At 54.9% G+C, this 24553-nt stretch carries 23 protein-coding genes; 1 reads left to right on the forward strand and 22 read right to left on the reverse strand.

Annotated features, from left to right (window positions below; genetic code table 11):
- Position 1: 1 nt before the first annotated feature.
- The 19 genes from QVZ43_RS03635 to QVZ43_RS03725 all read right to left on the reverse strand — a co-directional run bounded on the left by QVZ43_RS03635 (position 2) and on the right by QVZ43_RS03725 (position 19382).
- Entirely contained in the window at positions 2 to 976 is a 975-nt protein-coding gene (locus QVZ43_RS03635) for a type II secretion system F family protein (protein ID WP_302908910.1), read from the reverse strand.
- A gap of 14 nt (positions 977 to 990) precedes the next feature.
- Positions 991 to 2316: a TadA family conjugal transfer-associated ATPase gene (locus tag QVZ43_RS03640; protein ID WP_420890901.1), complete on the reverse strand. Its 1326-nt coding sequence runs from the start codon at positions 2314 to 2316 to the stop codon at positions 991 to 993.
- Between the two features lie 71 nt (positions 2317 to 2387).
- Complete coding sequence (locus tag QVZ43_RS03645) at positions 2388 to 3611, reverse strand: CpaE/TadZ family protein (RefSeq protein WP_302908911.1); 1224 nt, start codon at positions 3609 to 3611, stop codon at positions 2388 to 2390.
- A gap of 20 nt (positions 3612 to 3631) precedes the next feature.
- Positions 3632 to 4111: a TadE/TadG family type IV pilus assembly protein gene (locus QVZ43_RS03650; protein WP_223794424.1), complete on the reverse strand. Its 480-nt coding sequence runs from the start codon at positions 4109 to 4111 to the stop codon at positions 3632 to 3634.
- Positions 4108 to 4584: a TadE/TadG family type IV pilus assembly protein gene (locus tag QVZ43_RS03655; RefSeq protein ID WP_223794425.1), complete on the reverse strand. Its 477-nt coding sequence runs from the start codon at positions 4582 to 4584 to the stop codon at positions 4108 to 4110. Before QVZ43_RS03655 ends, QVZ43_RS03650 begins: the two co-directional genes overlap by 4 nt.
- On the reverse strand, positions 4581 to 5912 hold the full coding sequence (locus QVZ43_RS03660) for a pilus assembly protein TadG-related protein (RefSeq protein ID WP_302908912.1): 1332 nt from the start codon (positions 5910 to 5912) through the stop codon (positions 4581 to 4583). Before QVZ43_RS03660 ends, QVZ43_RS03655 begins: the two co-directional genes overlap by 4 nt.
- 54 nt (positions 5913 to 5966) lie before the next feature.
- Positions 5967 to 6233 (reverse strand): hypothetical protein, encoded by a 267-nt coding sequence (locus QVZ43_RS03665; RefSeq protein ID WP_302908913.1) that lies wholly within the window; start codon positions 6231 to 6233, stop codon positions 5967 to 5969.
- A 22-nt stretch (positions 6234 to 6255) separates the two neighbouring features.
- Positions 6256 to 7719 carry a type II and III secretion system protein family protein gene (locus QVZ43_RS03670; protein WP_338140883.1) on the reverse strand — a complete coding sequence of 488 codons (1464 nt, stop codon included), beginning with the start codon at positions 7717 to 7719 and terminating at the stop codon, positions 6256 to 6258.
- Positions 7720 to 7751: 32 nt separating this feature from the next.
- On the reverse strand, positions 7752 to 8540 hold the full coding sequence (gene cpaB / locus QVZ43_RS03675) for a Flp pilus assembly protein CpaB (protein WP_302908914.1): 789 nt from the start codon (positions 8538 to 8540) through the stop codon (positions 7752 to 7754).
- Complete coding sequence (locus QVZ43_RS03680; RefSeq protein WP_302908915.1) at positions 8537 to 9904, reverse strand: ATP-binding protein; 1368 nt, start codon at positions 9902 to 9904, stop codon at positions 8537 to 8539. The genes cpaB and QVZ43_RS03680 overlap by 4 nt, the downstream gene beginning before the upstream one ends.
- Before the next feature lie 97 nt (positions 9905 to 10001).
- Positions 10002 to 10511: an A24 family peptidase gene (locus tag QVZ43_RS03685; protein WP_302908916.1), complete on the reverse strand. Its 510-nt coding sequence runs from the start codon at positions 10509 to 10511 to the stop codon at positions 10002 to 10004.
- 63 nt (positions 10512 to 10574) lie between these two features.
- A complete protein-coding gene (locus QVZ43_RS03690; protein WP_302908917.1) occupies positions 10575 to 10751 on the reverse strand; it encodes a Flp family type IVb pilin in 177 nt (58 codons plus the stop codon).
- Positions 10752 to 10921: 170 nt separating this feature from the next.
- Complete coding sequence (locus QVZ43_RS03695; protein WP_302908918.1) at positions 10922 to 12319, reverse strand: L,D-transpeptidase family protein; 1398 nt, start codon at positions 12317 to 12319, stop codon at positions 10922 to 10924.
- Positions 12320 to 12578: 259 nt separating this feature from the next.
- Positions 12579 to 13847 (reverse strand): dicarboxylate/amino acid:cation symporter, encoded by a 1269-nt coding sequence (locus QVZ43_RS03700; RefSeq protein WP_302908919.1) that lies wholly within the window; start codon positions 13845 to 13847, stop codon positions 12579 to 12581.
- Positions 13848 to 14193: 346 nt separating this feature from the next.
- Complete coding sequence (locus tag QVZ43_RS03705; protein WP_302908920.1) at positions 14194 to 15630, reverse strand: sigma-54-dependent transcriptional regulator; 1437 nt, start codon at positions 15628 to 15630, stop codon at positions 14194 to 14196.
- On the reverse strand, positions 15627 to 17252 hold the full coding sequence (locus tag QVZ43_RS03710; protein WP_302908921.1) for a transporter substrate-binding domain-containing protein: 1626 nt from the start codon (positions 17250 to 17252) through the stop codon (positions 15627 to 15629). The genes QVZ43_RS03705 and QVZ43_RS03710 overlap by 4 nt, the downstream gene beginning before the upstream one ends.
- Positions 17253 to 17293: 41 nt before the next feature.
- The gene (locus QVZ43_RS03715) at positions 17294 to 18097 is read right to left on the reverse strand and encodes an enoyl-CoA hydratase-related protein (protein ID WP_302908922.1); all 804 of its coding nucleotides are present in this window, start codon (positions 18095 to 18097) and stop codon (positions 17294 to 17296) included.
- The gene (locus tag QVZ43_RS03720; RefSeq protein ID WP_302908923.1) at positions 18094 to 18765 is read right to left on the reverse strand and encodes a hypothetical protein; all 672 of its coding nucleotides are present in this window, start codon (positions 18763 to 18765) and stop codon (positions 18094 to 18096) included. Before QVZ43_RS03720 ends, QVZ43_RS03715 begins: the two co-directional genes overlap by 4 nt.
- Positions 18766 to 18857: 92 nt before the next feature.
- A complete protein-coding gene (locus tag QVZ43_RS03725) occupies positions 18858 to 19382 on the reverse strand; it encodes a DUF4124 domain-containing protein (RefSeq protein WP_338140884.1) in 525 nt (174 codons plus the stop codon).
- A 153-nt stretch (positions 19383 to 19535) separates the two neighbouring features.
- On the opposite strand from QVZ43_RS03725, the gene QVZ43_RS03730 reads away from it, so the two are divergent.
- Entirely contained in the window at positions 19536 to 20675 is a 1140-nt protein-coding gene (locus QVZ43_RS03730) for a hypothetical protein (protein ID WP_302908925.1), read from the forward strand.
- A 79-nt stretch (positions 20676 to 20754) separates the two neighbouring features.
- Here the strand turns inward: QVZ43_RS03730 and glcF are convergent, their stop codons facing one another.
- From glcF to QVZ43_RS03745, 3 genes are read right to left on the reverse strand one after another with little or no spacing between them, the layout of a single operon-like run.
- Positions 20755 to 21963, reverse strand: a complete 1209-nt coding sequence (gene glcF / locus QVZ43_RS03735) for a glycolate oxidase subunit GlcF (protein ID WP_302908926.1) — start codon at positions 21961 to 21963, stop codon at positions 20755 to 20757.
- 13 nt (positions 21964 to 21976) lie between these two features.
- Positions 21977 to 23044: a glycolate oxidase subunit GlcE gene (glcE, locus tag QVZ43_RS03740; protein WP_302908927.1), complete on the reverse strand. Its 1068-nt coding sequence runs from the start codon at positions 23042 to 23044 to the stop codon at positions 21977 to 21979.
- Positions 23037 to 24509 (reverse strand): FAD-linked oxidase C-terminal domain-containing protein, encoded by a 1473-nt coding sequence (locus QVZ43_RS03745; protein WP_223794443.1) that lies wholly within the window; start codon positions 24507 to 24509, stop codon positions 23037 to 23039. Before QVZ43_RS03745 ends, glcE begins: the two co-directional genes overlap by 8 nt.
- Positions 24510 to 24553: the final 44 nt, after the last annotated feature.

Genomic DNA, 24553 nt, shown 5'->3' on the forward strand with positions numbered 1-24553 from the left:
GTCATACATCCAAGCGAATCAATCTACCCAACCAGAATACACCGGCCCCCATTCCCAGAAACCCGTAAAGCAAAAGCTCTCTTCCCTGCTCCGTGCCGGTGAGTTCCTGCGCATAGTCAGGGCTGGTGAAGTAAAGGAACGCAAACAACGCGATGGGCATCAGAACCAGAACCCAGGCTGACATCCGCCCCTCAGCTGAGAGGGTTTTGACTTTCCGCTTGAAGGCAAACCGCTGGCGAATGATTTTAGACAGGTTTTTAACATTCTCAGCCAGATTTCCACCGGTTTCCTTTTGAACGATCACCGCACTGGAGAAGGCCATGGCGGACACTGTCGGCACCCGTTCAACAAAGAACAGCAACGCGGCCTTGACGCTTTTCCGGTAATTTATGTCATTGAAAATCTTATAAAACTCTTCAGAAATAGGGCCCTCAAGTTCCTCATAAGTCATTTTTACCGCATCTGGAAAGGCATGACCTGCCTGCAGACTTCGCCCGATTATTCCGAGCGCCTCGGGAAACTGTTCTTCAATTTTGTCTATGCGCTTGGCAAAGCGTTTGTTAAGGCTGACATAAAAGGCAGCGGGAATGACAACGAACGCAATCGCGGAAAGCCCAATCGAGTTCTTCCAGAAGAAAACACCCACAGCCGCCAAAGCTGCCAACAGTAGGGCCTTGGCAATGTATCTATAGGCCAAATCGTCCGAGCCGGACTGTTCCAGACGCAGGGTGATATTTGCGATAAACGGGAGTGCTTCCAGCTGACGCCCCCAGGCACTGGCCTTTTCCAGCTTATTCTTTCGGAATACCGATATTTCTGCCTCTTTTCCGCCACGCTCCTCGCGAATGGCCTCAAGGCGCTCTTTGATGTATCGAGTGTCACCACGCTGGGGACGATAAACCGGCAGCATCAGTGCCTGTGACAGCAGAATGACGGCCACGAACACACTAAGCAGAATCATCAAATCCACAGACATTTTGTGGGCCTCCCTTAAAAGCCGAAGTCCATTTTCGACTCGAACATACCAATGGGGATTTCGACACCACAGCTCGAAAGCTTTTCATGAAAATGCGGAATCACACCAGTGGCGCCGTACTCCCCCAACACATTGCCATGCTCATCCCTGCCCTTTCTCTTAAAAGCGAAGATTTCCGAAAGCGTAATAACCTCTCCCTCCATGCCACATATTTCTGAAATGCTGACAACGCGCCTTCGACCGTCTTCGTGCCGCTGCAGCTGGACCACCAGGTCAATCGCCGAAGCAATTTGAGTACGAATATTTTTCACCGGGATATCCATACCCGTCATACACACCATATTCTCAAGTCGGCTGAGTGCATCGCGGGGGGTGTTGGCATGCAATGTGGTCAGGGAACCTTCATGACCCGTATTCATGGCGGTGAGCATATCGAGCGCCTCCCCACCCCGAACTTCCCCAACAACCACCCGGTTCGGGCGCATCCGCAAACAGTTCTTTACCAGATCCCTGGCGTTGATTTCCCCCCTGCCCTCAATATTGGGTGGACGGGTTTCGAGGCGAACCACATGTGGCTGCTGGAGCTGTAATTCAGCAGAGTCTTCTACCGTGATTATTCGCTCATCAGAGGGAATGTAGCCAGACAGGATATTAAGAAGCGTGGTCTTCCCGCTGCCGGTGCCGCCGGAAACCAGAACATTCAACTTCCCAACCACAGCCGCATGAAGTAACTGGCCCATCGCATCAGACATGGAGCCTCTTTCAATCAATTGCTCCGCTCTCAGTTTGTCTACGGTAAACCGGCGAATGGATAGCGCAGGCCCGTCTAAGGCCAGAGGACCAATGATTGCGTTGACCCGGGACCCATCCTTCAAGCGGGCATCCACCATGGGGCTGGATTCATCGACACGCCGCCCGACGCTGGACACGATTTTGTCGATAATGCCGAGTAAATGCTGATTATCATTGAACCGGAGCGGGAGCCGCTGAAGTCGGCCAAATCGCTCGACGTACACATTGTCGAAGCCGTTGACCAGAATATCTGAAATGCTATCGTCCGCCAGCAAAGCCTCCAGAGGGCCAAGCCCAAGCAACTCGTCATTGATTTGCTTGATTATTTTCTCACGGGCAACACGATTAACCGGACGGGGATCGGCATCCAGTAACTGGTGACATGTCTTGGTGATCTGGTCCCTGGCACTGGACTCTTCCACATCGGATAATCGGGAAACATCCAACAAAGGCATGAGTTTTTCGAATAATTCGAGCTTGACCGCCTGCTCCTGATCGGTAAGCACGTGTCTTGCGTAGTCGCTACCGACATTTTCCATTGTCCCCATCAGACTCCCTCCTGCGAATACTTCCATGTCTCGTTCTCCGGCTCGGATCGCGCGTTAAGTGACGGTAAGGCTCAACCGAACCACCGACGCCAAATAGATTTTTGGGGCTGCTGGTCTTTCCCGAACTGTGCCTGCTGGGCGATTTCCTTGATTTGCTTGGTAATCCGCTTGTTGGGGGCAATCACAGACAGGGTTTTCCCTTGCTCCATAGCCAGACTGGCCAGCTTGTAGTCATTCCGTACCGTTACGATCTGATCCGTCCCGAGCGCCTTCTCGATCTCCTCCAACTTCAGACTGTTGGGATTCTTGAGGTATCGGTTCACGACGACCTGCATTCGCTCTTTCGGAATGTCCAGCTCACGCACTGCGTAGCGAATCAGATTGGCAGCGTCTCGCAGACAAACCACGTTGTCCTGAACGACGATGAAAATATTATCCGCCTGCTGCAGGACAGGTACTGACCAGTGTTCTGCCCCGCGGGAGAGATCAAAGACAACGGACTCAAAGGAAGTACGCAATTTGAAAAGTAAGGTTGGAAGCTGAGAGAAGTCGAAATGATTCGGCCGCAGCATCCCAAACGGCGCTGCTGGCAGGAGCGCAATACCGGAAAACTGGCTCATCAGCCCTTTGATTGCCGAATCATCCAGTGAGGAGGCCTCGCGCAGGGCATCCTGAAAATGATACTCGGGGGCTCCTTTAAGCATTGCTGACTGACTGGCATTAAGGTGGTCGCCGTCTGCCAACGCCGCCTTACCGCCGGTCATCAAGGATAACTGGTCTGCCAGCGACATACTTAAAAAGCTTGCCCCCGAGCCGCCCTTGGCATTAATGACCACTTGCAGTGGCGCCAGCTTCACTTCCGTCACGAGATGGTCAGCAATGCTGTAAAGGGCCTGAATCAGGTCATCCAGATCTTCCGGCTTGCCTGATACGAAATCGATTACGCCCGCTCGCAACGCGCTGCGGGTGAGCTCCGGTGTGACATTATTGCCGATCACAATACAGTTCTTTACCTGTGGTGCCAGCTCTTGCACAAGGTGCAAGGCATGAGCCGAATCGTCAGGCATATGCAGAAGAACCGTCTGATGATCTTGAAGCTGTGCCGGATTCAGGTGTTTAAATCCAGCATGGGTCACGGTGAGGTTTGGAATCGATTCAAGCTCTCTGGCCGTCTCCCGCGCAGCTTCCGGCTGTATCGCAATAACAAGGACAGAAACAGGAACGGCCAGAGGAACCCGAGGTTTGATTTGATTCTCGGCCTTGCTTTGCAAAGGCTGTACGATCAGGTCGTTCACAGTTCTCTCCTTATAACTGCTCATGCACACACCGTCATGCCGAAACGGGTCGCCCCAAGGCTCTCTCTTGGCAAGGTTGTCGTAAAACCAGGAGCATTCAGGGTGATGAAAAAGCCCGGAATAATCAGTTGATGCTGGTAGTTCTCAACACTCGCAGAAACAAGGTCAATCTGCATTGCCGTATTCGCAACCGCCCCGTTTTCTGCGAGGTAGCGGATATTAAGGTTATTCAGTGTGAGGCCGGTCACAAGCTCATCCATGCCATCAAGTGCGAGTGCTTTCAGGCCATCGGGCGCTTCGGGGACAACTTCGAGGTCAGGCTGGCACACCACCGCCAAACGCGCTGCCCGCCGGGAAACCTCTTCAAGGGTATTGAAAGTAAACATTAAGCGCCCTGTTTCAAATGCCGCGAAGATCATCACCAAAACGACCGACGCCACGATCGCAAACTCGACGGCATATACTCCGCCCTGCTTTTTTAGAGCGTATATCTTCTTCATAGCACCCTCATCGAGAGGTTAACGTCCATATTCCATGACAAGGATATTGGGTTACCGTAGAAGGCTGGTATTGAATTCCCGAAGATAGGCGTCCAGTCGTAATTGACCTGTACAGTAACTTGCTCTGAGACCGGATCCACGCCAATTTGAACATCGTCCTCATTCAGTCCAGGTAAAATTGACTCGGCGCCATCAGCTGGCTGGGCAGTCGAGCCATAGACAATCAATCGAGTGGCTGCCGATCGAACAGCATCGGTCACCACCACATCGCCAAGACTGCCAGGTCGCGCCACATTAATGAGGTATCGAGACGCGTTTCGGGCGGCACCGTACAACTCATGATACTGATAGAACGCCCGCCCCAACTCCGCAAAGGCAAAGAACAGCAAGAACAGCAACGGCAAAACCAGAGTCGCTTCGATCGCGGCCAAACCACGTTGACGCCTCATGGAATGTTGAATAGTCGCCGTCATGAGTCATTACTTCCCGGGTCACGATACAAAACGATTGTATAGGGCCCATTCTGATCAACCGCATCAACGACTGCCGGGCCAGTGCCACTGCAATCCTCAATAAACTCTCCAATCACAAAAGCTTCATTTCCTTTCTGGATGACCTCCTGCATCAGGAAAAAACAGGCCATACCTTCGAACGCAAGATTATTCTGTCCGTTAGCTTCGCCATCACACTGCCCAACCAGTATCGTAAATTCCCGCCGAGCACTATTTCCGTCCTCCCTCCACGATTGGGCCGGATTATGGGGACAGGAATATCCCTCTCCACTTAGACTATTCGAGTAGGCATCTGCGTAATCCGCATAGCGGTACAGGGAAGGAGAATCGGCGTTATCAACGAGCGCACCACTCTCCTCGTAGACCACTTGTCCATCGACAACATCAAGCGGTGCGCCCACACACACATCTTTGTCCGGTGGATGATCCGTCGGATTAACGGTGCCATTGGCATAGCGACCCAGACGGGTATTCATACCCGTTGCAACGGGGCCCACAGTATTTCCCGGCTCGGTTTCAATATCTTCGTTGACCGTTCCCGGTCCGAAGCAGGTTTCCGCCCCTACTGCCGCGCCAGCCATGGCATTCCGGATATCCGCCCCACCAGTTAAGCCCGGAAGCCTGGCCAGCTGAAAATTTCCATCTCCGATTGCACTATCTGTGTTGCTGCTGATCTTCATCTGCATGATGGTGTTATTGGGATATCCGGAAGGGGTACTGGGGTCCCCTCCCTGGCACACCACCATCGGCAAAAGGTTATTGGAGCAGCTGAGCAAGGGCGTACTGGGACCGGCCACCGCGGAAGCGCGAACGGGAAGCTCATTAAAACCCGCAATACCTGCGAGAAAGGCAGGTTGCCCAATATTTTGCAAACGCACCCGGACATAGTCAGCCGCCAGGTCGCCGGTTGGAATGAAAGGGTCTGGCTGGAGGGAAAATTCCACCTTGAGTTGATCGGTAACATCGGTCCCATCAAACGTCGCCCCGGCCAGATCAATCTCATCTCTTAACGCCTCGTAGTCATCGGAGGCGAGTACGTTAGTCAACATCGTCACGACTTCCCGACGTACCGCAGCGTGATCTGCTCCCAGGTCACGCTCCTTCGCCGCATGGAGCGCCGTCGCATCAACGGCATTCTGTAGCCGAGCCTTGTTAAGGAATAAATACCCACCGTCCAGCGTCAACGCACCAACAGCTAAAATGGCCGCCAGAGAAACCGTCACCAGAATAGCAACAGCACCACGCTGTCTTTTGGTGTCAGGATAACGATGGCATTGTTCGACGATCATCCTTTCTCCCTTTCCTTGGAGTAGAGACCCTAATACGGCGTGATCGGACGCTTTCTAGTCTTCACCGATCGCCAGCGTTTTCCCACGAGCAGATGCTGGCGGATACGTGGATTTTTCATAGTTCGTTATGACTCGGGAGGTGACGTTTCCGTTCAACGTGTGAACTTTTCCGGCATTCCGGTACTCCGCTCCGGGATCCAGAATTTGGCGCTGCTTCACCTCAGCAATCGTGCCACCAAGTTCAACTTTCTCCAGAACATTGTTGTTGCTGCAAGCGGTTAGAAAGACAGCGATACAAGACAATACAATAGGCTTGTTCATTTAAGTTCCTCCTGAGCGCAATTTACAGCGCATGTCCGTATTTATTGCCTGTACCAGCCATTTCAGCCGCTCGCATGCCGGGTTGCACCGCCGAGGATGATGCCCCACCAGTGCTACGCTGCCCCGAATCTCCCTCAGTTTCGCGTTTAAACATTCGGCCGAGCAGATAAAACTCCAGATCAGTGGGCGGCACAAAGCCATCCGTCGGCAACTGCAAGCCTTCGCGGGTAATCGGCTGGGCCAGTCGAGGAGTAACAAGAATAACCAGCTCGGTTTCCCCATTCAGGTATTCCTCACTGCGGAACAACTGTCCAAGAATAGGCACATCGCCCAATCCAGGTAATTGATTCACAGACTCACGAACGCGATTGCTGAGCAAGCCGGCAATAGCAATAGTCTGCCCGTCAGCAAGCTCAACCGTAGTCCGAGCGCTTCGCTTCACAATTGACGGAGTAATAATGGTTGCAGTTGTCCCCGTGGGCGCGATCCCTACCGCATTCGCATTACTCAGCTCACTGACCAGCACATCGAGGTTCAGATTAATATTTCCATCCCCAAGAATTGTGGGAACGAATGACACACCAACACCGAATTCCTTGTAAGAAATCTTTATTCCGTCATCATCCGGCACCGGCACGGGGAACTCGCCACCAGACAAAAAGTCAGCCTGTTGACCACTCAAGGCTGTGATGTTGGGCTCGGCCAGAACGCGAGCAAGCCCCTGTTCCTTGGCTGCATCGATAGCAAAATCGTAGAGAAAACTGTTGGTCACGTATGAGCCGAAGATTCCGAATTCACTAATCAGGCCATCCCCACCAATAAGCCCTCCCAGGAAGTTGCCGTCCTGGCCGACCAAGGCAAAGTCACTGTTGAGCCTGTGGGCGAGCTCCCGCTGAACCTCAGCCACGGTGACTTCCAGCATCACCTGCTGGCCACCGCCTACAGACATCATATTGAGAACTTCGCTGTTAGCGTCTTCTCCACCGGCTGCGAGTGCATAACCATCAGCAAGGCGCTTTGCTGCTTCCATACGCTCCGGGCTGGATACCTGACCTGACAGAACCAGATGCCCCTGGGAACTGAGCACACTGATGTTTTCGTCCGGCAGGAAGCGATAAAGTTTGTCTTTCAGTCCATTCAGATCGTGGGTGACTTCTATATCGATAGAATCAACCAGGCGATCGTTTTTATCCCAAACCAGGATGTTAGTGCTTCCCAATCTCTTTCCCACAACGTAAAGCTCAGAGCGTTCGGTCACCAGAATGTCTGCGATATCCGGATTACCCACAGACACACGGGCAGGTGTACTTTGAATCGGAATGGTTCGGGACTTGTAGATGGGAATAAGGTTGACCGAAACCCCCAGCCCTGAACCGCCACCAGCCCAGGTGGGGGTGAAATACAACCCCGCAACCACAACCATCACAGCCGCTTGGAAGAATCGCGCAAGCTGATTCTTTGAACTTCTCCACAATGAGTTATTCATAGTTACTTCTTCCTAAAGTTTGGTGCACATCCTCAGTCCACAGTGACAGTTTGCATCGAAACACCACGAATTACTTCAATCTTTCGCTTCTCGTAACTGGGCGCCAGCCGGCGAGGCTCCACAGCCGCAACCACAGGTTCCGGTTCCGGTTTCGCCTCAGCCAACTCTACCGCGCTCTTGTCGTTTGGATTCCTCAGAGCGAGCTGAATACTGCCCCGACTTCTGGCGTTCATCAGCACCTCGGCTTGCTCCAGGGACACCTCCAGAGTGACAGCCCGCACCAAGATAGGCTTGTTGGCATCGGTTCCGGTCACCTGATCGACGGCCAGCACCTTAAGATTACTGAGAACGACATCCGTAGATGCGTTCTCCCGGGAACTGCGAGTCATCAACACATCGACTCGATTACCCGGAAGAAGAAAACCGGCAACCCCCACAACATCGTCAACCCGGATGGTGACCGCACGCATGTTGGATTCAATCAGACTGGCCAGAACGCTTCCTTCCCCCTTTTCCGCCAACTTTTCAGGGCGAACGAAATCCCCTTCCAGCATCGGGTGCCTGGCTACTTTACCAACAACCGTCTCCATGCTCTGACTCACATTCTTCGGCGCCATAGACCGGGGAAAACTGCGCACAGAGAGATGCCTCTGCTCCAGAACCGTTCCCGCCGGCACAGACACAGACATGGCGATCGCCTGCACCTCCTCAACCTTGACGTCTTTCGGCCGATTGTTATCGAGCCAGTTTTTTGCCATGAATACGGCTATACCCGCGAACAGCACCGACAATACGGTGAAGCCTATTGATCGAGAATTCATAATGATCCGCCCTCCTCATTGAATGTGGCCACAGCAGCCGGAAACGGACAGCGACTGGCTTCCACGAAATAGATATTCCAGGCTCGCTCAAGCAGCTCTGGTTCAATAATGCTGGATAGTTCGTTAAACCGAATTTGATCTGACACGATGGAAAGCAGGTCCCGAGGATGAGACGGAAGCATGTCTAACTGATTCGTGGGGTAACACTGCTGAACCAACCACCGGCCAAGATGATGTTTGTCGTTGAGGCCCATAACACGGCATTGCTGCTGCCAGATTGCAACAAACGCTTCATCATCTATTGCTTTGAATTCAATCTTGTAACCCAGGCGCCGAAGGAAGGCGGGATCAAAGATGTCCTGGGGGCTGAGGTTTGTGGAAAACAAGAGGTTCTGCTCGAAGGGCACCTCAAAATGCGCCCCACTGGGTAACGACAGAAAATCACGAGCCTCTTCTAAAGGCACAATCCACCGATTAAACACCTCCTTGGCACTGATTTTCTGTCGGCCAAGATCGTCAATCAAAAGCACGCCGTTATTGGCCAGAAGGCCAATGGGCGCCTTGTGAAGCCTTGCTTTTGGGTCATGACTGATGTCGAGCATAGAGAGCTCAAGCTCCCCACCCACGACCACCAGGGGGCGATGGCAGCGATACCAGCGGGGATCACTGATTTGAGCAAAAAGATCGTCGTCTCGAAAAGCGCTATCAATTCTCTGGTGTATCTGAGGATCGAAAATCTGCACGATTTCCCCACCCATCTCTACGGCATGGGGAATCATGACCTCGTCACCGAAGAGACGATTCAGCTGGCGACAGATAAAGCTCTTTCCCGTGCCAGCGGCACCATAGATCAACACCGCGCGCCGGGAATTTATGGCAGGACCGATCTGATCGATTAAATCGGGCTGCACCACCGTGGTATCAAAGACTTCCAGCAGGCGTTGACGGCTGACAGCCTGACGCCGACTGGATTGGTGGATACAAATGCGACGGTATTCCTCGAGAGGAACAGGCGCCTTACCAACATAGCCGCTCAGCTCAAGGGCCTGACGCGCCTGTTGCCGGCCCGCAGCACTGAGCGCCACCCGCATTTGACCCTGCTCGCTGTTGCGATTTTCAACCAGGCTGTTGGCTTTGGCCTCTGCGACCAGCTCCGCAATTACGTTGCCGCTGAGCCCCATCAACTCGGCCAGCAATTTGATGGAGGCCACTTCGCGCTTTAACAGGTGCTTGAGCAAAAGACCCCTAAGCAACGGGCCGGGCAGACCGGTTTCGAAAACACTATGAGGCGTAGGAAGGGACACCGCAGGCGGGGCGCCAACTGGCTCAGTAACCTTCGATTCTTCTAGATGAATTGACTTCAACGGCAAGCTCCTTCCAGTTGGAGCAATAAAACCTAGTCAAAAATACACACCATTAATTTGGAGCAAACTTCTGACTTCCCTTGTGCATCGGGCCTGCTTACCCGATCTGTAATACATAAAACAGCCATCCCAGCGCCAGCGCCGGCGCGTAGGGCACCCTCACGCCTGCGATTTCAGAACTCTCGGGCGCAATATAGGTGCGAAAAGCCGCCATCATCCGGTAACGTTTGAGAGTAATCAACAGGGGCTGCCACCCCATCCGAAGGATTGCGATCAGAGGCGAGGTAACAGCCCCGAAAGCAATCCCGAACGCGGAAATCATCAATGCCTGGACAGGATCGTAAAAACTGCATACAGCCATCATCAGTTTGACATCGCCTCCGCCTACCCACCTGAAGCGGAAAAGCGCCCCAAATATAACCAGGGCACAAAGTGCGCTCCCCAGACCACTTAGCATTCCAGAAATACCCGACGAATAGCTCTGGAATGCTATCCCTACCAAAAAAGCCACAACGGTCATGGCATTCGGGATTTTTTCTTTCAGAAGATCACTCGCCACAGCCAGACCGAAAACCAGAAAGACGAATGCGAACACAAAATTTTCCAACGAAAGCTCCTCTGAGCACGCACCAGTCCGAGGTAGGCCCCGGACTGGTGCCTAGTGATCTAATCAGCTGGTACTTCCGTTTACAGCCCGAGCGAGAAAATCAATTTTGTCTGTTGCATTGCCTCCCAGGGTGTTGAAGGCACCAACCATGCCACCAACAACCAGCCCACCTGCAATCGCATACTCAACCGCAGTCAAGCCATCCTCATCCTTCCACAGAGCCTTCAGAAATTCTTTCATTTTTTGGTCCCTCAAAATGTAAAGCTAGATACAAGATGCTCGAATTCAGGCTCGAGCCACATCCCTGAGTACCACTGACGCCAAACGCCAACCTCAACTTAAACCTAGGGCATGTATCTTTTTGTTACAATCTAAAACAACTACAAATTGTGACGCAGATCACAATCTAACTAAGATGCTTTCCCGTATATGTCGCTTGCCACCACCACACTTCCCGAGGTGTCTACCCAAACTGGCATATACACAAAATGGACGGAAACATCGCTTTCAAGGGCCTCGTGCCAATCAGGCCGTTTTTGAAAGGAAAGCCCCCGGTATCTCCCAGGTTGTTTAAATATCGCATCGACAAGAGACCCGGCATCGGCCACCCTGACACACCCATGGCTGAGTGCCCGCCGGGATTCACCAAAAAGTTGCTTCTGCGGCGTATCGTGTAAGTAAATGGCCTGAGTCTGTTGCAGGTTGAAACGAACCCTTCCCAAGGGGTTGTTGTTACCAGGTATCTGTCTGAGCACGTAACGGCCAAGGATCCGGGTATCTTCATGCTGCCAGAAATCTTCCCAGCCCAGAGGCGAAGTAACGTTACTGGCATCGCGCGGAAACAATTCAAACCCGCGCTTCTTGAGAGCAAATGGGTCTTTTTGCAGTAAGGGCAACAACTCTGTCTTCAGTATGCTGACCGGTGGTGTCCAACTGGGATTGAAAGTCACACTGCCAAAGCGGCTGTTGAGCGTTGGTGTTGGGCTGTCCGGCTTCCCGACGATGACGGGCATGACCAACTCGACCCGACCCGCCTCTATAAATAGCAATTCGAAATGCGGTATGTTCACCAGCACAGTTCGATCAGGCATGCGTTTTGGCAACTGCAGCCACTGCCGAAGGCTGTAACGCATCGCCGGAAGAGGGTTACCTCTGAACTGCAGGTGGCGCAGTGTCCGTTCATCCAGGCGACCACTGACTTCAAGACCATGCTGTTTCTGGTAGGTTTTCAGAAGCAGAACCAACGAAGGGTCCCATACGGGTCGCTCCGCCATTCCAGGTGGCAAGGCATGGTCGAGAATATTTGCCAGGTAGGTTCGAAAGACCGCCACCTCTGGGTGTGACTGCCCGAGGCTTAACCCGGTCAGCAACCCGAACTCCGGCAGTGGCACTGTCTGACGGCGCATCTCGGCGGAGATCGCCTTCCGAAGGCGAGAAAAACCGGCGTATTCCGGTGTGAGTTCGTTAACCAGTTCGGGTAGGCGATGCTGCTTTATCGCCCTGGACAATATCTCGTCTGGCGACGGCCCATTTCGTTCGGACCGCAATTCGGCCCTCAGCGCCAACACCTTTTTGGTCGCTGCGTTTATTTCTTCTTCCGATGGCGTTTCAATGTCAGCGGACAGAACCCCCCAATCTTGCAGCAAGGATACCCATTGCGGGGTCAGGTCGGTGAGTTCGGGGGAGAGCCATCCATACTGGTCAGTGAAGGGGGGACTGGATTGATCCGGCAACTGTATGGCACTGGCCTTTGCCGCAAAAAGCAACACTGCCAACAGCAGCCCTGCCGTGGTTCCGAATCTACCCATTATTGCTTCCATCCCTGGCGCTCAAGTGCCCGCTTAACAGGCCTAATTTGCTATCAGGTTAGTCAAAAAAACCGTCAGCGTTGACGATCAACCTCTCAAATTTTGGTTCTCACTTCGTCACATCCCGGTTCAAGCCCCTGCTGATAGGCGTATACGCCGGTTCTGACCGGAACCGGGTTCGCCCTTCAGACTTCAGAGGGCCTTAACGCAACAAACCCCGGAAAACCGGGGTTTGTTGCGGCTGGTGTGAGAGCCGGATTCAGGCCAGAACTTCCCCGGATTGCGCTGCGGTCTTATTGTAAACCGCCTCGTCCAGCTCGTTCTCACTCTTGCCCACCAGCACCGACACCATCATGTCGCCACACACGTTTACAGTGGTGCGCGCCATATCCAGGATACGGTCAATACCGGCCACAATGGCGAGGCCTTCCATCGGCAGGCCGACGGTGGTCAGAACCAGTGACAGCATGATAAGGCCTGCGCCCGGAACGCCGGCAGTACCGACAGACGCCAGGGTAGAGGTGGCGATGATCAACAGATAGTCGGTAAAGGCCAGGTCAACACCGAACGCCTGGGCGATGAAAAGCGCACACACACCCTGGTACAGGGCGGTACCATCCATATTGATAGTCGCACCCAGTGGCAGTACGAAGCTGGAAATTCCCTTGGACACACCCATTTCCTCACGGGCGGCCTTGATCGTCGCCGGCAGGGTGCCGGAGCTGCTGGTAGTGGTAAATGCCACCGCCGCCGGGTTAACCAGGCCTTTCAGGTACTGCATCGGGTTCAGTCGGCCAACGGTGCTGACCATAAGGGAGTAAAACACCACAACGTGTACCAGCGCGCCCAGGTAAACAGCGCCCACCACCTTGATCAGAGGCATCAGGATGTCCATGCCGTACTTGCCGGCAACCCAGGCCATCAGGCCGAAAACACCGTACGGTGCAAGCTTCATCACCAGCTCGGTGAGTTTGTACATACCTTCGACCAGGCCCTCAAATACCTTGATGGTCGGCTCGGCTTTCTCCCCCACCAGGTTCAGGGAAATACCAAGGCCCAGGGCAAACACGATGATCTGCAGGATGTTACCGGCCGCCAGCGCGTCCACGGGGTTTTTCGGAATCATGTTCAGCAGGGTCTGAACCAGTGACGGCGCATCCTTGGCGGCAGGGGCGGCTGCGTCAACCACCATGTTCACCCCAGCGCCCGGTGCAACAACGGCACCCAGGCCAAGTCCGATGCTGATGGCCACTGCGGTCGTACCGAGGTAGAGCACCACAGACTTGAGGCCAATGCGCCCCATCTTGCGGGTGTCTTTCATGGAGGTGACACCGACGATCAGTGAGCAGAACACCAGCGGCACAATCAGCATTTTGATAGCGTTGATAAAAAGGGTTCCGATGGGCTTCAGAACTTCTGCGTCCGGCCCCATGACAGCGCCGACGATACAGCCAAGAACCATCCCGATCAGAATTTTCTTCCAGAGAGCCATACCACTCCAGAAGCCAGCGCTAGACTGTGTTTGCATGGTCTGTTCCATTGCGATTACCTATTTTGCTACTAAAAAACAGGCTGTGGTTCAGCAAACCCAATGCCAACTCAACAAAAATCACAATAGAAGATTGAAAATACTGAAAAAATCCACTCAGGTTATTTTTTGGTCGGAACTCTACTAGGGTATAACCAAAAGAATAGAGATTAAGAAAAAACCAGCCAACCATGAAAATAAGTCAGAAATAACAGATCTTTAGGACTAAAGTATTCGATCAGTTATAACCTTACTTTAGTTATAGGGGCTTCCGTGGCGATGCGAGCCACGGCTCAGGGATGACGAAAGGGCTCTTTTTTTCAGCGCTGGCCAGCTAAACACAGGGTTATGACGATGAGTCGTCTGCCTTTTTCTTGAGCCTCTTGCTCAATGCAGGCTGTGAAATACCAAGCAAGCTGGAAGCGATCGACTGGTTGCCCTGCGATCTTCGCATGGCCTCGTCCACCAGCATATCGGCCATTTCCTGCAGGGTTGGTAGCGGTTGGTCCGGGCTGAAAAAGGCGATGCTCGGCTCGCTCGTTACATCGCGACTGATAGAATTCTGGTCGAGGGCACGCCGGAAGCTATCCATCGACAAGACCCCGGTTCGATGCTGACTCATGGCATCGTACGCCAAGGCCCGCAATTCCCGGACATTGCCGGGAAAACTGTAGTTATCCAGCAGCACCGCCAATTCCTTGGGCACTGTCGGCTTACTCTTGCTCAGTTCCGTCGCCGCCTCGGCCAGGAAGTGATCCAGCAATAAGGGAATGTCGCCCTTCCTCTCGCGCAGGGACGGAATCTCAACCTGATGGATTCTCAAGCGGTAGTAGAGGTCTTTCCGGAACTCACCAGCAAGCTGTTTTTGCTCCAAGTCACGGTGTGTGGCAACAACCACCCGGGCACGGATACGCTTGGGTTTATCGCTCCCCAGGGGATAGTATTCCCCTTCCTGTAATAATCTCAGCAGCTTGACCTGAGAGGCCATGCTAAGGTCCCCGATCTCATCCAGAAACAGGGTGCCTTCACCAGCCTGCTCCACCATGCCCACCCTGGCCTGGTCGGCCCCGGTAAATGCTCCACGACTGTGGCCAAACAGGGTATCGGCGAACACGTTGTCGTCCAGTCCCGCCACGTTAACGCACACCAGCCTGCCCGGCCGGTTACTGAGCTCATGAATGGCATGGGCGATCAGTTCCTTGCCTACGCCACTTTCTCCGGAAACCAGCACGGGCTGGCCACTGGGCGCCACCGACTCAAGGTACTGGAACACCGAGCGCATGCCTTTGTCCCGGGTAATGATGGGGGAAAATACCTCGGGGCGCTCCAGGGTATCGGTCAGGAACTTTCTGCGCATCGCCTGATTCTCAAGGCGCATTTCCTGCATCTCGACAGCGCGGCGCACCCCCTCAATCAGCCGGTCTTCTTCGGTCGTTTTGACAAAATAGTCGAACGCGCCGAGGCGAATGCAATGCACCGCCTTTTCGACCTGGTTTAGTCCACTGATGATAATCACCCCCACACCCGGATGCTGCTCGGTGATTTGCTTCAGCAGTTCCTCCCCCGGAACATGGGGCATGGTCAGATCAAGCAACACGAGGCCGATAGGCTCCCGGGCAATCATCGCCAGAGCATCCCGACTGTCCTGGCAGCGATACAAGTGGTTGTAGCCGCCCCGCCGCTCCAGCACCATACTCAGACTGCGCAGAAAAGACGCCTCGTCATCCACCATCAGGATGCCGAATCCCGGATTGCGGTTGGCGGGAGTGACTGAAGCGCTCATGGTTTTACCGGCAGCGAGAGAATCGCCCGTGTGCCCTTGCCCGGTTCCGACTCATATTCCAGCCGACCGCCGTGGTCTTCGAGGATATTGGCTGATATCGACAGACCCAATCCGGTTCCCCCTTGCTCGCGCTTGGTGGTAAAAAATGGATCAAAGATCGCAGACAGATGATCCGGATCTATTCCCTTGCCCTGATCGGCAACCTCCAGCCGAAGTTCCCCAGGCTTTGGCAAGAAACGTGTTATTACCCGAATCCCTTTTTCCGGCGATTCCAGTGCCTGGCATGCGTTCACAATAAGGTTCACAATGACCTGCTCAATTCGCTGGCTGTTGCCCGAAAACTCTGGCAGGTCCTTTCCATAGTCCACTTCAAAGTGATCGGTAGAGCGGCGAATGGTGTTATCCAGTAGTCGAACAGAGGTCGCAACGACCTCATTAAGATCAACGGATTCGTCCAGGCTGGACGTACCCTGACGGGCAAAATCCCGCAAATCATCCACAATCCCCCGAATACGCTGGGTGCCTGCCAACATATCATCCAGCATCATGGGAATTTCTTCCCGCATCCGGCTGTAAGCCAGACCAGCTACGTAAAAGTCCCCGTGGGCATCGTAGTACTGGTCCAGAACCTCCTCCAGATCATCAAAGCTTTCTTTCAGCACCGGCAAGTTCAGCAGCAGCAAACCGCACGGATTGTTGATTTCGTGAGCCACTCCGGATACCAGAACTCCAAGGGACGCCATCTTATCAGCCTGAATCAATCGTTGCTGCTGCAGTTCAAGCTCGGCAGTGCGACGCGCCACCTCCCTCTTCAACATCCGGTTCCAGACGATGCTGCCGCCCAGCACCAGCATGAGTAGGGCGGACAGCACACCCGCCGCCAGACCAACTTTCTTCCAGTCCATACCTGGCTGCTCAAGAGGTCCCAGCCACTTATCATAGATGGCCTGCTGGCGGCCTGTGTTCTTCAAAATGGCCAGCCCCTCACTGAACTGGGCCAGCAGGGCCCGGTCGCCCTTGGGCACCGCATAACCATAGTCCAGCGCGGCGAAGGGTTTGCCCGCCGCATAGATATTGGAGAGTTCCAGTTCACGCTCCAGGTACAGGCCCGGGAGATTCGCTACCAGCGCATAGTCGTGTTGCCCTGAGGCAAGCAGACGCAAAGCATCTGCGTGGGTTTCCACTGTGACGGTTCTGGCTTCCGGCACGTTCTGGGCCAGGTAATCCTGCATGATGCCGCCCGCTTGTACGATCACCGATTTACCGGCGAGCTCGGGCAGTGCCTCAATCGGATCATCGCCCTTGCGTGCGAACACGGATTCATTGATGACAGCGTGAGGAGGCGAGAAATCATAACTGTCCAGCCTGCGCTCAGAGAGAACCATGCCCTGGAGCACGTCGATCTCACCTTTATCAAGGCGCGCGCGCATTTCCTCCCAGGGCCCAAGGCGAACCTCAATTTCAATCCCCATGACCTCAGCAATGGCACGGGTCAGCTCGGTGTTGTAACCATCGGGCTGGCCCTCCTCATTGATAAATTCGTACGGGGGGTAATTATGGTCGCCACCGACCACGAGTATTCTGTTACCTGAAGGCTTGTCGGCGTGGCTTAAATTAGCCATAAACGGCCATATCAGTCCCACCAAAAGCCAGAATCGAAACTTCACTTCCGGCCCATCGCCGCGAGCATGCGCTCCACTGCCTCCATGTGCTCCGGCTCGTTGTGGCTCATTCCCTGAAAGCAGGCACAGACATCCAGAAAGTCTTTCAGCTCCATACGCTGGGCCATTTTCATCAGACGCTTGGTCAGGCGGATAGCTTTGGGCGGTTGCCCCGCTATATCGGCTGCCAGCTTGAGGGCCCTGGGCATGAGCTCTTCCGGAGACACCACTTCCATCACGATACCCAAGTCTTTCGCTTCGGCGGCCTCTACAATACGACCACTGAACGTCAGCTCGGCAGCCCTCTGGTAGCCGATCAGGCGTTGAAGGAACCAGGCGCCACCATCGCCGGGAATGATGCCCAGGTTCAGAAAGGTTTCACCAAACCTGGCTTTGCCGGAGGCAATCCGGATGTCTGCCATGTTCGCAAGATCGAAACCGGCACCAATCGCTGGCCCGTTCACCGCCGCGATAACAGGCACTTCCACCGCCTGCATAGCCAGTGGAATTCGCTGAATGCCTCTGCGATAGCGCTCGGCGCATTCGGCTACGTCTCCGGCAAAATCCCCGCTCCGCTCAGCCATGTCCCGGATGTTTCCACCGGCGCAGAACGCAGAGCCAGCCCCGGTGATCACCAGCACCGAGACCTTTTCGCAGCCGTTCACCCATTCGGCAGTCGCTACGAGATCGTCAATCAGATGCGTGCCCGTCAAGGCGTTGCGCACATCATGGCGATCCAGCGTCAGCAGGGCTACGCCCTGCTCCAGGGTCAGAAGCGCGTCGGTCAGCGGCGGTAACTGGGTCATGATCGGGACTCTCCTTCGGCATTGGTGGAACGGGAAGACTGATCCGAGCTATCGGATTCCGAACTGCCGACATGCTTTGGATTCAATTCCTGCTCCACCCATTGAACCACCTCCTTTTGGTCCCGTCGACGCACCAGTTGTTCCGAGTGGATGTTCTGCGGATACACGCAGGTGCCGTTGCGCTGCCGAAGATGGAAACGGCGCCGGACACCGATGGGATACTTGCTGGGCCCGTGAATCATGGCCGCACGAATCTCAAGCGCCTGTACGCTCTCCATCAGGGCGCCGGCATCGGGTTCTTCACTGCGCCGCCCGAGAATGATATTGCGAAACTTGCCCAGCACCAGAAAGCCACCGGGCTGGATGGGGCCCTGCCGGATGCTGCTCTGGATATTGCGATCCTCCGCATTGACTCGCTCATACTCCGTGACGGGGATCAGCTCTTTGTCTCCCGATTCCTTGGTAATCAACGCCTGGACACACTGCACGTGCACGGGTTCCTTACCCATGTTCACCAGAAGACACAGGGAATCCGGGCTCTCATTCTGGGCATGATGAATCACCAGATAGGGCCGGTTATTGCGCTTGTACTGAAAAAAGAACAGCTGGAAATAGACCACCCAGACAATGGCCATGATGGCACTGCTCACCGGTACAATGTATTCCATGAAGGACCTCCAAACTTGGGTTTTCACCCGCCGGGGATGCACTGGGTCGACATTCCCTGATGGCGGCAGAATACAAACCTAGGTTTCGTCTGCTAACGCAGAATACAGTCGCGGCTGAGCTGCTGGCTCAGCTCACGCCGCTGCCGCCGCAAGGTGTTTCCTCTGGTGTTCGTATAACCGGCCCGGAGCTCGGACTGTATGTTGCTCAAACGGCGCCGGTATTGTTCACAAGCCTGTTGGCGCCTTGCCCGGGCTTTTGAAAGATCACCGTCGCTGGTAGGCGCCGCTTGCGACCGGGCGGAAATCAGATTGCGAACATCCTCCCGAATACCGCGGACGCGCCGTTCCTGCTCAAGGTTTTCAGACATGGGCACAATTGAGGGGGAGCCCATCCTGAGTTTTTGATGGACCTCCGTATCAGGAGGCTGATCTGAGAAATGCGCTACCCCCTCGCGGTCTGTCCATGAATAAACCTCCGCCTGTACCGACGCACTGTAAATGCCGGCAAAAACGAAGCTTGCCAATATCCTTGGCATAACTATCCACTCCCTGTGGTTTCTTTTCGTACCAGCCCAGTATAACGAACCCGGCAAAACTCGTTGTGGCACCGGCAGCATTTGAGCACTCGACCATTTAGGACTACTTTTTAAGTATTAATTTGCAGAAGTGCGAATTATCAAACTGTGGCCCGACCAGCAGGATGTTGAACACCGGCCGGCCCAATAAGAGAAATGTAAGTTCAGTATCCATACCAACGATAGGGAATGTCGATGAACAGAATTATCTGGAGTGTTAGTGGTGCGCTTGCGGTTTCCGTTGCTCTGTCAGCCTGTGGGGGCGGCGGCAGCGGTGGTTCTGGAGGTGGAGGCGGCGGCTCCGGCGGAGGAGGCGGCGGAACCGATACCGTGGAGCTGGTCGATGGGGATTTTAAATTCTCTTCTGAGACCAACAAGTTTTACCAGAACCCCGATGCGGATCAACAAGCGAAAGACTTGGAAGAAGGGTGTTTCGCGAGCGATTACTATTTCGAGTCTGACAACTTCATAGTTTTCTCCAATCTCACGACCCACACCAACGAAGAGTACAGAACAGCGGCCAGTAAGGCCCAGGATGCGATGGATCGGGTCCTGCCGCAATTTGGTATGGACTGGGACGATTTTCGGGCAATGAAACGGGTCGTAAGTTTCAGTGATATCGGCCGGTTTGCCCTGGAAGCAAGCCAGCTTGGCCTGACCACAGACCAGCTTTCCACCTATTTCCCCGGGATTCAGGATGGAACCGCAGCGCAACAGCAAGTATTTATTTATAACGCACTGGTCAATGAAGAAGACTCTGCCAAAGTGCTGTCTGATATAAATACGTTCATTGCAGAAAACTCAGGGGGAGATTCCTCCCTGAGCGAGATAACCCCGATTTACGACAAGATTCAGATATGCGCCTCCGGCAACGATCGCATCGGAAGATCATCCAGCAGCGGGATCAAGATTTCTCCGGACTTTTCCAACGATGTCTACCGCCACGAAGCAATACACTTGATTATTGATCAGGTATCTCAGTATCCCGCATTCTGGGCCAAGGAAGGTCAGACACATACGCTGCTGGGTGAAGGAGCCCCGCCAGTCGTCGAGGACCCCGCAAGTATCAGTGAAAATATTATCAACGCTAACGAGGCTGAACCGGAGATACTCAACAAGTTCAAGTACGCTTATTTGGAGCTTTTGACCAAAACTGGCAATAACCTTGATACGATTATGGACTGGTATCGGCAATCTTCGAACATCACGGTCGAATGGTTAGCACCCGATGGCACTGTTGCTCCTACTGAGGACGAAATAAAGGCTGGAGTAAAAGCGGCCTTCGGAAAGGTAATGACGCCGCTGACCTATTCGGCGTTTTTCAGCGACCTGTAATCAATTGAAAGTAAAAAAGCCGGAGAAAAACCTCCGGCTTTTTTTATTTACGACATTGTAGACATAAGCCCGCCCGACCTTACTGATCCAGCAATTCAATCCAGTGCTGAACCGGCACCTTGGCTTTGGTTTCCAGATGCATCTGGCAACCAATGTTGGCGGTTACGATACGGTCCGGATTATCCACGGTCAGGGCATCCAGCTTGTTGCTCAGCAATTGCTGGCTCATCTCTGGCTGCAGGACGGAATAAGTGCCAGCCGATCCGCAGCACAGGTGTTTGTCCCTGGTCTGGGCCAGATCAACGCCAGCCTTGGTCAGCACCTGTTCCACCACACCACTCTGCTTCATGGCGTGCTGAAGCGTACAAGGACAATGGAAGGCAACCTTGCCGGGGTTCTGGCGAATCTTGAGCTTGTCCAGGTCCTGCTTGAGCAGGAAAGCACCGATGTCGGTGCACAGTTCGCTGACTTTCTTCGCCTTGTCTTTGTAGACAGGATCATCCTTGAGCAGGTGTCCGTAGTCCTGAACCATGGCACCGCATCCGGAGGCCGTCATAACGATGGCTTCTGCCCCGGCCTCGATGGCCGGCCACCAGGCATCAATGTTCTGGCGCATGCGCTCCAGCCCCAGTTCATGTTCGGACAGGTGATAATTCACTGCCCCGCAGCAACCAGCCTCCGGCGCTTCCACCATGGTGATACCCAGCTTGTCGAGCACCCGTGCGGCTGCCGCGTTGGTGTTGGGCGTGGCCGCCGGCTGGGCGCAACCGGCCAGCGCCAAAACCTTGCGATCGTGGCTGGTGGCCGGCCAGGGGCTCGCCTGTTTCTTCGGCGGCACTTTGGTACGCAGCTTCCCCGGCAGGATCGGGCTGAAAAACTGCCCGAGCCGGAGCAACGCACCAAACAGTTGCCGGTTGGGAATCACCCTGCCGAGCGCCCAGCGCATCCACTTATCTGTGCTGGAACGAGGCAGTTCTTTTTCCATCAACCCTCGGCTGATATCCACCAGCCGGCCGTATTGAACGCCCGACGGACAGGTGGTTTCACAGCTTCGGCACGTCAGGCACCGATCCAGGTGCTCCCGGGTTTTCTCGGTAACCTCCTCCCCCTCGAGGAACATCTTCATGAGGTAGATTCGGCCCCTGGGACCGTCACGCTCATCGTTCAGCTCCTGATACGTCGGGCAGGTTGCGGTGCAGAATCCACAGTGCACACAGGCACGCAGGATGGACTCGGCCTCCTGGCCTTCGGGAGTATTGGCGAATTGTTGAACGAGATTAGTTTGCATCGTACTCCTGCTCTTACAACCAGCTGTATAGACGTCCGGGGTTAAAGATATTGTCCGGATCGAACGCATTTTTTACCCGGCGCTGAATACCCTTCAACGCCTCGGGCTGATGGTGCATCACTTCTCCGGAACGGTCTCCGCCCCGGAAAAGGCTCACCTGTCCCCCGGCTGCGCGAGCCATGGGCTCAAGGCCGCTCTGCTCGGCATCACCGCGGAACCAGCGCTGGGAACCCGCCCAGTCGATCAGCCAGGAGCCTTCCACGCCCGGGTTATCGGCAATCGAGCCGACTGAAAAACGCCACAACGGGACATCATTTCCGGCAAAGAACTCGTGCTGGAAGTCCTGAATCGAACGCCAAAACGCCCCATCATCCTCCAGGATCGCGCCCGGCCACTTGTTCGCCGTTGCCTCGACCGCCGAGCGGGCCCCCGACAATCGCAGGTACACCTTGCCATCCACCCAGCAGGCCCCGGTAATCGGCTTTGGCTCCGCCGCACGCTGGTTCATGTAGGGAATCGCGCCTTCCAAAGACATCTCCTGCACCAGGGTCATCGTGGCTGCCGGTTTTGGCATCACTTTCAGGCTGATCTCCGTCATCACCCCAAGGGTGCCCAAAGCGCCAGCCTGCAGCCGGGACACATCGTACCCCGCCACGTTCTTCATCACCTGGCCACCGAAACGCAGATGTTCGCCTTTGCCGTTGATCAGCCGGACACCCAACACCTGGTCCCGGACGGATCCCGCCCAGGGACGCGCCGGGCCCGACAGGTTGGCGGCGAAAGTTCCGCCAATGGTGGCCCCCTCCCCCAGATGCGGCGGTTCGAAGTGAAGGGCCTGCCCGTGCTCTGCCAGGGCGGCTTCAATTTCTCGGATGGTGGTGCCGGCCCGAACCGTCAACACCAGCTCCACCGGATGATATTCGACGATACCAGTGTGCTCGCACACGTTGAGCGTTCCGGCATCCGGGTCGGCGTCGCGCCCCATGAAGGCCTTGGTATTGCCTCCAACGATGTTAAGCTTGTGCCCGCTGTCCCGGGCCTTGAGAACCTCATCTTGCAACTGCTTGGAAATATCAGCCATGGGCGGCTTCCGTCTGTTCCTGCTTGTGTTGTTTGTGTTCGAGTGAACGGTATTCCTGGCAGAACCTCAGGGCGGGTACTCCCTTGCCCGGGTTCAGAATACCGGCGGGGTCGAAAGCGGCCTTCACGTCGTGGAACTGTTGCAGCTCCTCGTCACTGAACTGAATCGCCATCTGGCGAATTTTCTCGACGCCGACCCCGTGTTCCCCGGTGATGCAACCGCCCACATCCACGCACAGCTTGAGGATGCTGCTGCCAAATGCCTCGGTACGTTCAAACTCGCCGGGCACGTTGGCATCGAACAGAATGAGCGGATGCAGATTGCCATCGCCGGCATGGAACACGTTGGCCACGCGCAGGCCGAACTCTTCCGACATTTCTTCCATTCGGGTCAATACATTGGCCAGCTCGCGGCGAGGGATGGTGCCGTCCATGCAGTAGTAGTCCGGGGATATCCGGCCCACCGCAGGGAACGCAGATTTCCGTCCCTTCCACAGCAGCGCCCGCTCCTCTTCACTCCGGGAAGTGCGCACGGTGGTCGCGCCAAACTTGCGGAACACCTCTTCGGCCTGGGCGATGTGCTCGTCCACTTCCTCTTCGGTGCCGTCCACCTCACACAGCAAGAGCGCCTTGGCCTCACGGGGATAACCAGCCTTGGCAAAATCATCCGCCGCCACGATGGCATGGCTATCCATCATTTCCAGCCCGCCTGGAATAATGCCATGGGAAATCACACCGCCGACTGCATCCCCACCGTTTTGCACACTGTCGAAACCAGCCATCACCACCCGGGCCACTTCCGGCTTGGGAAGCAGCTTGACCTTCACCTCCGTAACTACCCCCAGCAAGCCTTCGGAACCGGTCACCAGTGCCAGCAGATCCATGCCGCAGGCATCCAGACCATCACTGCCAACGGTAACGACATCGCCCTCAGCCGTGACCATTTCAACACTCAGGAGGTTATGTACCGTCAGCCCATACTTCAGGCAATGCACCCCACCGGAGTTCTCCGCCACGTTGCCGCCGATGGTGCAGGCAATTTGCGAAGAAGGATCGGGGCCGTAATACAGGCCATACTGGGCAGCTTCCTCGCTGATGGCGAGATTGCGCACACCCGGCTGCAGGCGCGCCGTCCGGGCCAGCGGGTCGATTTCCATGATGCGGTTGAACTTGGCCAGCGACAGCACCACGCCCTCTTTATGAGGCATAGCACCCGCACTCAGGCCAGTGCCGGCACCACGGGCCACCACGGGCACCTGATGCTCGTTACAGATGCGCATCACCCGCTGAACCTGTTCCACCGTTTCCGGCAACACCACCAGCAACGGCATCTCGCAGTACATCGACATGCCGTCGCATTCATAGGGCTTTTTGGTTTCTTCGTCGGTAATGACGAAGCGCGGGTCAATAAACGACCTGAACTGCTCCGCCAGCTGAGCTTTGCTGACTGTCGGCTTGGTAGTCATAACATTCTCGGGGATTGTGTAGCATTGAATAAGGCCGGGGGACG

The organism is Marinobacter suaedae (genome assembly GCF_030519635.1).
GTDB classification, from domain to species: Bacteria; Pseudomonadota; Gammaproteobacteria; order Pseudomonadales; family Oleiphilaceae; genus Marinobacter; species Marinobacter suaedae.

Coding starts and splice junctions, on each gene's coding strand:
- QVZ43_RS03690 (WP_302908917.1), bottom strand. CDS start 10,751: ATGAAAGAATTTCTGAAGGCTCTGTGGAAGGATGAGGATGGCTTGACT.
- QVZ43_RS03695 (WP_302908918.1), bottom strand. CDS start 12,319: ATGGGTAGATTCGGAACCACGGCAGGGCTGCTGTTGGCAGTGTTGCTT.
- QVZ43_RS03660 (WP_302908912.1), bottom strand. CDS start 5,912: ATGATCGTCGAACAATGCCATCGTTATCCTGACACCAAAAGACAGCGT.
- cpaB (WP_302908914.1), bottom strand. CDS start 8,540: ATGAATTCTCGATCAATAGGCTTCACCGTATTGTCGGTGCTGTTCGCG.
- glcE (WP_302908927.1), bottom strand. CDS start 23,044: ATGGCTGATATTTCCAAGCAGTTGCAAGATGAGGTTCTCAAGGCCCGG.
- QVZ43_RS03650 (WP_223794424.1), bottom strand. CDS start 4,111: ATGAAGAAGATATACGCTCTAAAAAAGCAGGGCGGAGTATATGCCGTC.
- glcF (WP_302908926.1), bottom strand. CDS start 21,963: ATGCAAACTAATCTCGTTCAACAATTCGCCAATACTCCCGAAGGCCAG.
- QVZ43_RS03670 (WP_338140883.1), bottom strand. CDS start 7,719: ATGAATAACTCATTGTGGAGAAGTTCAAAGAATCAGCTTGCGCGATTC.
- QVZ43_RS03730 (WP_302908925.1), top strand. CDS start 19,536: ATGAACAGAATTATCTGGAGTGTTAGTGGTGCGCTTGCGGTTTCCGTT.
- QVZ43_RS03745 (WP_223794443.1), bottom strand. CDS start 24,509: ATGACTACCAAGCCGACAGTCAGCAAAGCTCAGCTGGCGGAGCAGTTC.
- QVZ43_RS03635 (WP_302908910.1), bottom strand. CDS start 976: ATGTCTGTGGATTTGATGATTCTGCTTAGTGTGTTCGTGGCCGTCATT.
- QVZ43_RS03655 (WP_223794425.1), bottom strand. CDS start 4,584: ATGACGGCGACTATTCAACATTCCATGAGGCGTCAACGTGGTTTGGCC.
- QVZ43_RS03700 (WP_302908919.1), bottom strand. CDS start 13,847: ATGCAAACACAGTCTAGCGCTGGCTTCTGGAGTGGTATGGCTCTCTGG.
- QVZ43_RS03715 (WP_302908922.1), bottom strand. CDS start 18,097: ATGACCCAGTTACCGCCGCTGACCGACGCGCTTCTGACCCTGGAGCAG.
- QVZ43_RS03720 (WP_302908923.1), bottom strand. CDS start 18,765: ATGGAATACATTGTACCGGTGAGCAGTGCCATCATGGCCATTGTCTGG.
- QVZ43_RS03665 (WP_302908913.1), bottom strand. CDS start 6,233: ATGAACAAGCCTATTGTATTGTCTTGTATCGCTGTCTTTCTAACCGCT.
- QVZ43_RS03640 (WP_420890901.1), bottom strand. CDS start 2,316: ATGGGGACAATGGAAAATGTCGGTAGCGACTACGCAAGACACGTGCTT.
- QVZ43_RS03725 (WP_338140884.1), bottom strand. CDS start 19,382: ATGCTGCCGGTGCCACAACGAGTTTTGCCGGGTTCGTTATACTGGGCT.
- QVZ43_RS03705 (WP_302908920.1), bottom strand. CDS start 15,630: ATGAGCGCTTCAGTCACTCCCGCCAACCGCAATCCGGGATTCGGCATC.
- QVZ43_RS03710 (WP_302908921.1), bottom strand. CDS start 17,252: ATGGCTAATTTAAGCCACGCCGACAAGCCTTCAGGTAACAGAATACTC.